7 protein-coding genes are annotated in these 3378 nt (G+C 69.8%); all 7 read right to left on the bottom strand.

What is annotated here, in order from left to right:
- Window positions 1–98: 98 nt before the first annotated feature.
- On the bottom strand, window positions 99–404 hold the full coding sequence (locus tag ALA01S_RS30440; RefSeq protein ID WP_066343448.1) for a 2Fe-2S iron-sulfur cluster-binding protein: 306 nt from the start codon (window positions 402–404) through the stop codon (window positions 99–101).
- Between the two features lie 115 nt (window positions 405–519).
- A complete protein-coding gene (locus ALA01S_RS30445) occupies window positions 520–876 on the bottom strand; it encodes a DUF3024 domain-containing protein (protein ID WP_066343451.1) in 357 nt (118 codons plus the stop codon).
- A gap of 9 nt (window positions 877–885) precedes the next feature.
- On the bottom strand, window positions 886–1221 hold the full coding sequence (locus ALA01S_RS30450) for a nitrogen fixation protein NifZ (protein WP_066343452.1): 336 nt from the start codon (window positions 1219–1221) through the stop codon (window positions 886–888).
- Window positions 1214–1990 carry a 4Fe4S-binding leucine-rich repeat protein gene (locus tag ALA01S_RS30455; RefSeq protein ID WP_373863023.1) on the bottom strand — a complete coding sequence of 259 codons (777 nt, stop codon included), beginning with the start codon at window positions 1988–1990 and terminating at the stop codon, window positions 1214–1216. The genes ALA01S_RS30450 and ALA01S_RS30455 overlap by 8 nt, the downstream gene beginning before the upstream one ends.
- A gap of 23 nt (window positions 1991–2013) precedes the next feature.
- Window positions 2014–2583: a hypothetical protein gene (locus tag ALA01S_RS30460; RefSeq protein ID WP_066343459.1), complete on the bottom strand. Its 570-nt coding sequence runs from the start codon at window positions 2581–2583 to the stop codon at window positions 2014–2016.
- A gap of 2 nt (window positions 2584–2585) precedes the next feature.
- Window positions 2586–2969 carry a HesB/IscA family protein gene (locus tag ALA01S_RS30465; RefSeq protein WP_066343461.1) on the bottom strand — a complete coding sequence of 128 codons (384 nt, stop codon included), beginning with the start codon at window positions 2967–2969 and terminating at the stop codon, window positions 2586–2588.
- 11 nt (window positions 2970–2980) lie between these two features.
- On the bottom strand, window positions 2981–3175 hold the full coding sequence (locus ALA01S_RS30470; RefSeq protein ID WP_066343462.1) for a 4Fe-4S binding protein: 195 nt from the start codon (window positions 3173–3175) through the stop codon (window positions 2981–2983).
- Window positions 3176–3378: the final 203 nt, after the last annotated feature.

The raw sequence follows: 3378 nt of genomic DNA on the forward strand, positions 1-3378 counted from the left end.
AAGCGTTACCAGCGGCCCGCCCAAGAAAGGCCAAGGGCCCGCCGGATGTTCCGGCGGGCCCTGCAGAGGCGGCGCCTGGAGGCACCGCGCAGCGGGGGTCAGAAGCCCGACAGTGCGCCCAGCAGTTCCACCGTCACCGGCTCTTCGCCCAGCACGCATTGGCAGGCCAGGCGCGACTTGCTGCTCACGCCCACCATGGAATCCAGCTTGGCGTTTTCCGTGGGCGAGATGCGCGAGATGCCCTTGCGGCCTTCCTTCACGAAGATGTGGCAGGCGCCGCACTTGGCTTGGCCATCGCACTTGCTCTGCAGCGCTTCGCCGCCCGCGAGCAGCGCCTGCAGGATGGTCTGGCCGGCCGCGGCATCTATGACTTTGTTGGCGGGCAATACGGTGAGTTGGGGCATGGTCAGCTCCAGTGGTTGAGGGAGTCGTTCATGTGTGCACCCGGCAGCGCCGGGCACGTGGCAAACCCCGGCGAGGCCGGGAAAGTGGTTGCTTGCGGCCGAGCCGGCAGCGGCCCTAGGGCCAAAATTCGCGCAGCGGGTCCTCGCACAGTTCCTGCAGCGCCTGCATCAGCGTCACGCCGGCGCTCTTGAGCACCCAGCAGCCTTGTTCGTGGTCGCGCTTGTGCAGCAGCCAGCAGCCCAGGTTGGCGGGCAGCAGCCACGCCACGGGAATCTCGCCCCCGTCGGGGTCGACGTTGCGTGAGCAGTTTGGGCTGATCACCAGCCAACCCAGGCCCTCGCGCTGCACGCGTGGCTGCACGTAGCGGTAGCGCTTGCGCGAGCGTATGGCTCGGCGGATGCGCGCGCCGTCAAGCTCCACCACGCGGTTGCGCGCTGGGGCGACCTCCTCATCGAAGGCGGCGGCGTTCATGGCAGGCCGTCAGAGCAGGTGGCCGAGTTGCCCGGCACGCTCACCCAGTTGCGCGAGCACCTCGTCAGGCAGGTTGTCCAGCGTGCACAGCTCCTTGGCCCGCATGCCCACGCGTGTGCCGCTGTCCGGGAACTCCACGGCGTAGATGTAGAACTGCTGCAGGAAGGTGCCTATGGAGCGCACGTAGCCGATCTCGCCACGGTTGACCAGCACGTCGCCGATGTCCTTGCCGTTGTAGGTGCCGTCGTTGCGTATGACGCTGCGGCTGATGACGCGCTCGCCCATGGCATAGCGCGGCGGCAGCGCGATCTCGATGATGTCGTCGTCTCGGGCAATGTCAGCCATGGGTGCACTCCAGTTCAGCCTGGCGCGCGGCGGCCCGCTCGCGCACCTCGGGTTCCTCGTCGCTCAGCAGCCGCTCCAGCACATGGCCCAGGGCGCGGCCCGCGGCTTCCCAGCGAACGGTCCAGTCGCCGTCCGTGGCCAGTGCGTCCAGCAGCGGCGCGGGCAGCCGCTCGGCCACGATGCGCCGCACTTCCGGTGCCGCGTCTTCCACCATGCGCCACAGCGAGGGCATCTGCAGCCGGCGGGCCACTTCCAGCCGCACCTGCAGGTCCACGTCGTGCATCAGCAGCGGCAGCAGGGCCTCCGGCAGCCGCCGCGCGACGGTCTGGCGCACCTGGTAGTCCGGGTCCTTGAGCATGGAAGGCAAGGCGGTGGCTTCTATGCGCTGCGCCACGCGTATGCGCACTTCGCGGTGCGGGTCGTGGACCATGCGCAGCAGCAGCCGCTGCGGCACGCGCAGGGCGAGCTGCATGCGCACCGTTTCGTCCGGGTCGTCCAGCAGCGCGGGCAGGCGGAACAGCTCGGCATGGCGCGCGGCGATGGCGCGCACTTCGAAGTAGCCGTGTGCCAGATGCTCGTTGGCCAGCTCCGGCCAGGTGCGGAAGAAGCGGTCTATGCGGCGCGCATAGGCGTCCTGCATGCAGCTGCGGCCCGGCTCACAGCCGCCGCTGGCGCGCAGCCGCGCGTGCACGCAGCCGGCGCAACTGGCCTCGGTGATGGGCTCGCCCCGCCAATCGATGGATGGGATGTCGTCCGCCGTCAACTTCACTTGGGCCTCCATCTCGGGTTCCGTCAGGCGGGTGCCAGGCGGTTCCACGCCGCCGCGCCGGTGGCAACGGGCACGGGTGCGGGGTCGTCATCGTCGTCGTCGCCGCCGCGCAGGGCGCGCTGGCGCACGCCTTCAAGCAGCGCGGCGCCCACGCAGTCCTCGGGGTCCAGCGCGCGCAGCAGCGCCAGCGCGTCGCGGGCTTCCACGTCGTCGCCCAAGCGCAGGCTCAGGTAGGCGTAGCCCTTGAGGACGAAAAGGTAGAAGCGCGCGGAAGGATCGTGGCGCGCGCCGGGCAACGGTTGCGGGCGCACGTGGCGCCACACGCCGGGCAGGCGCAGCGCCTGGGCGCCGACCACCAGCGCCTGCCGCGCGACGTCGCGCGCCGCGTGCAGCCGGTGGCCGTAGAAATGGTGGCGGTACAGCGCAATCAGCACCGCCGGATGTCCTGGCGCCAGAGCCTGCGCTCGCATGAGCGCGGCCATGGCGGCAGGCGGGTCGGCGCGGCGCCGACCCGCCTCGGCCAGCGCTTCCTCGACGCCCGGCGGCAAGGCCAGGCCCAGGACGGCGGTGTCGAAGTCGGCTGCCGCGTCCATGCTCACATGCGCTTGATGGAGGACAGCGACACCGCGGCCTCGGCCGGCGGCGTGATCGCGTCGCCGCTGGAGCTGCAGCCGCAGGAGCCGCCCTTGGTGTTGGCAAAGGCGAAGCCGGACTGCAGCGGCGAGTCCACGTGGTCGATGGTCACGCCGTCCAGCAGCAGGCGGCTTTCTGCCGGCAGGAACATGCGCAGCCCTTCCACCGCCTGCTCGGCGTCACCGTCGCGCGGCGTGGCTTCCACGGTGAACTCGGCGGCGTAGCCCGAGCAGCCGCCCGGCTTGACCGTCAGGCGAAAGCCGCCTGCGGGCGTTTCGGAGAAACGCACCATGCGGCGCATGAACTTCAACGCCGCGGGCGTCAGGGTGAAATTGGGTTGAATCATGTTGGTTGACCTCAGGCCTTCTTGATGCAGCCGTCCACGGGGCACACCGCCACGCACTGCGGCGTGTCGAAGTGGCCCTCGCACTCCGTGCACTTGTCGGGATTGATGATGAAAGTGCCGCCCTTTTCGCGGATGGCATCGTTGGGGCACTCGGGCTCACAGGCGGAGCAGCCGGAGCACTGGGAGGCGATGATCTTGTAGGCCATGGTGGGCTCCTCTCTTCGGACAGGTTCTCGGACAGGACTTCGTGGGTGGAACGGTCAGGCCGCGGCTTCGGCGCCGCCGGTATAGGCACCCTGGCGGATGCGCGCGTCGCCGCGCGGCCGGTGGGTGATCTCGCCGCGGGCGATGCGCTGGCGGTACTCGCCGAACCAGCTCAGGGCGGCTTTCTCAATGAACTCATGCGCGT

It is taken from the genome of Azohydromonas lata NBRC 102462 (genome assembly GCF_001571085.1).
GTDB classification, from domain to species: domain Bacteria; phylum Pseudomonadota; class Gammaproteobacteria; order Burkholderiales; family Burkholderiaceae_C; genus Azohydromonas; species Azohydromonas lata.

Excerpts from the sequence above, each read along its gene's own strand:
- ALA01S_RS30440 (WP_066343448.1), bottom strand. The coding sequence starts at position 404 with ATGCCCCAACTCACCGTATTGCCCGCCAACAAAGTCATAGATGCCGCG.
- ALA01S_RS30445 (WP_066343451.1), bottom strand. The coding sequence starts at position 876 with ATGAACGCCGCCGCCTTCGATGAGGAGGTCGCCCCAGCGCGCAACCGC.
- ALA01S_RS30450 (WP_066343452.1), bottom strand. The coding sequence starts at position 1,221 with ATGGCTGACATTGCCCGAGACGACGACATCATCGAGATCGCGCTGCCG.
- ALA01S_RS30460 (WP_066343459.1), bottom strand. The coding sequence starts at position 2,583 with ATGGACGCGGCAGCCGACTTCGACACCGCCGTCCTGGGCCTGGCCTTG.
- ALA01S_RS30465 (WP_066343461.1), bottom strand. The coding sequence starts at position 2,969 with ATGATTCAACCCAATTTCACCCTGACGCCCGCGGCGTTGAAGTTCATG.
- ALA01S_RS30470 (WP_066343462.1), bottom strand. The coding sequence starts at position 3,175 with ATGGCCTACAAGATCATCGCCTCCCAGTGCTCCGGCTGCTCCGCCTGT.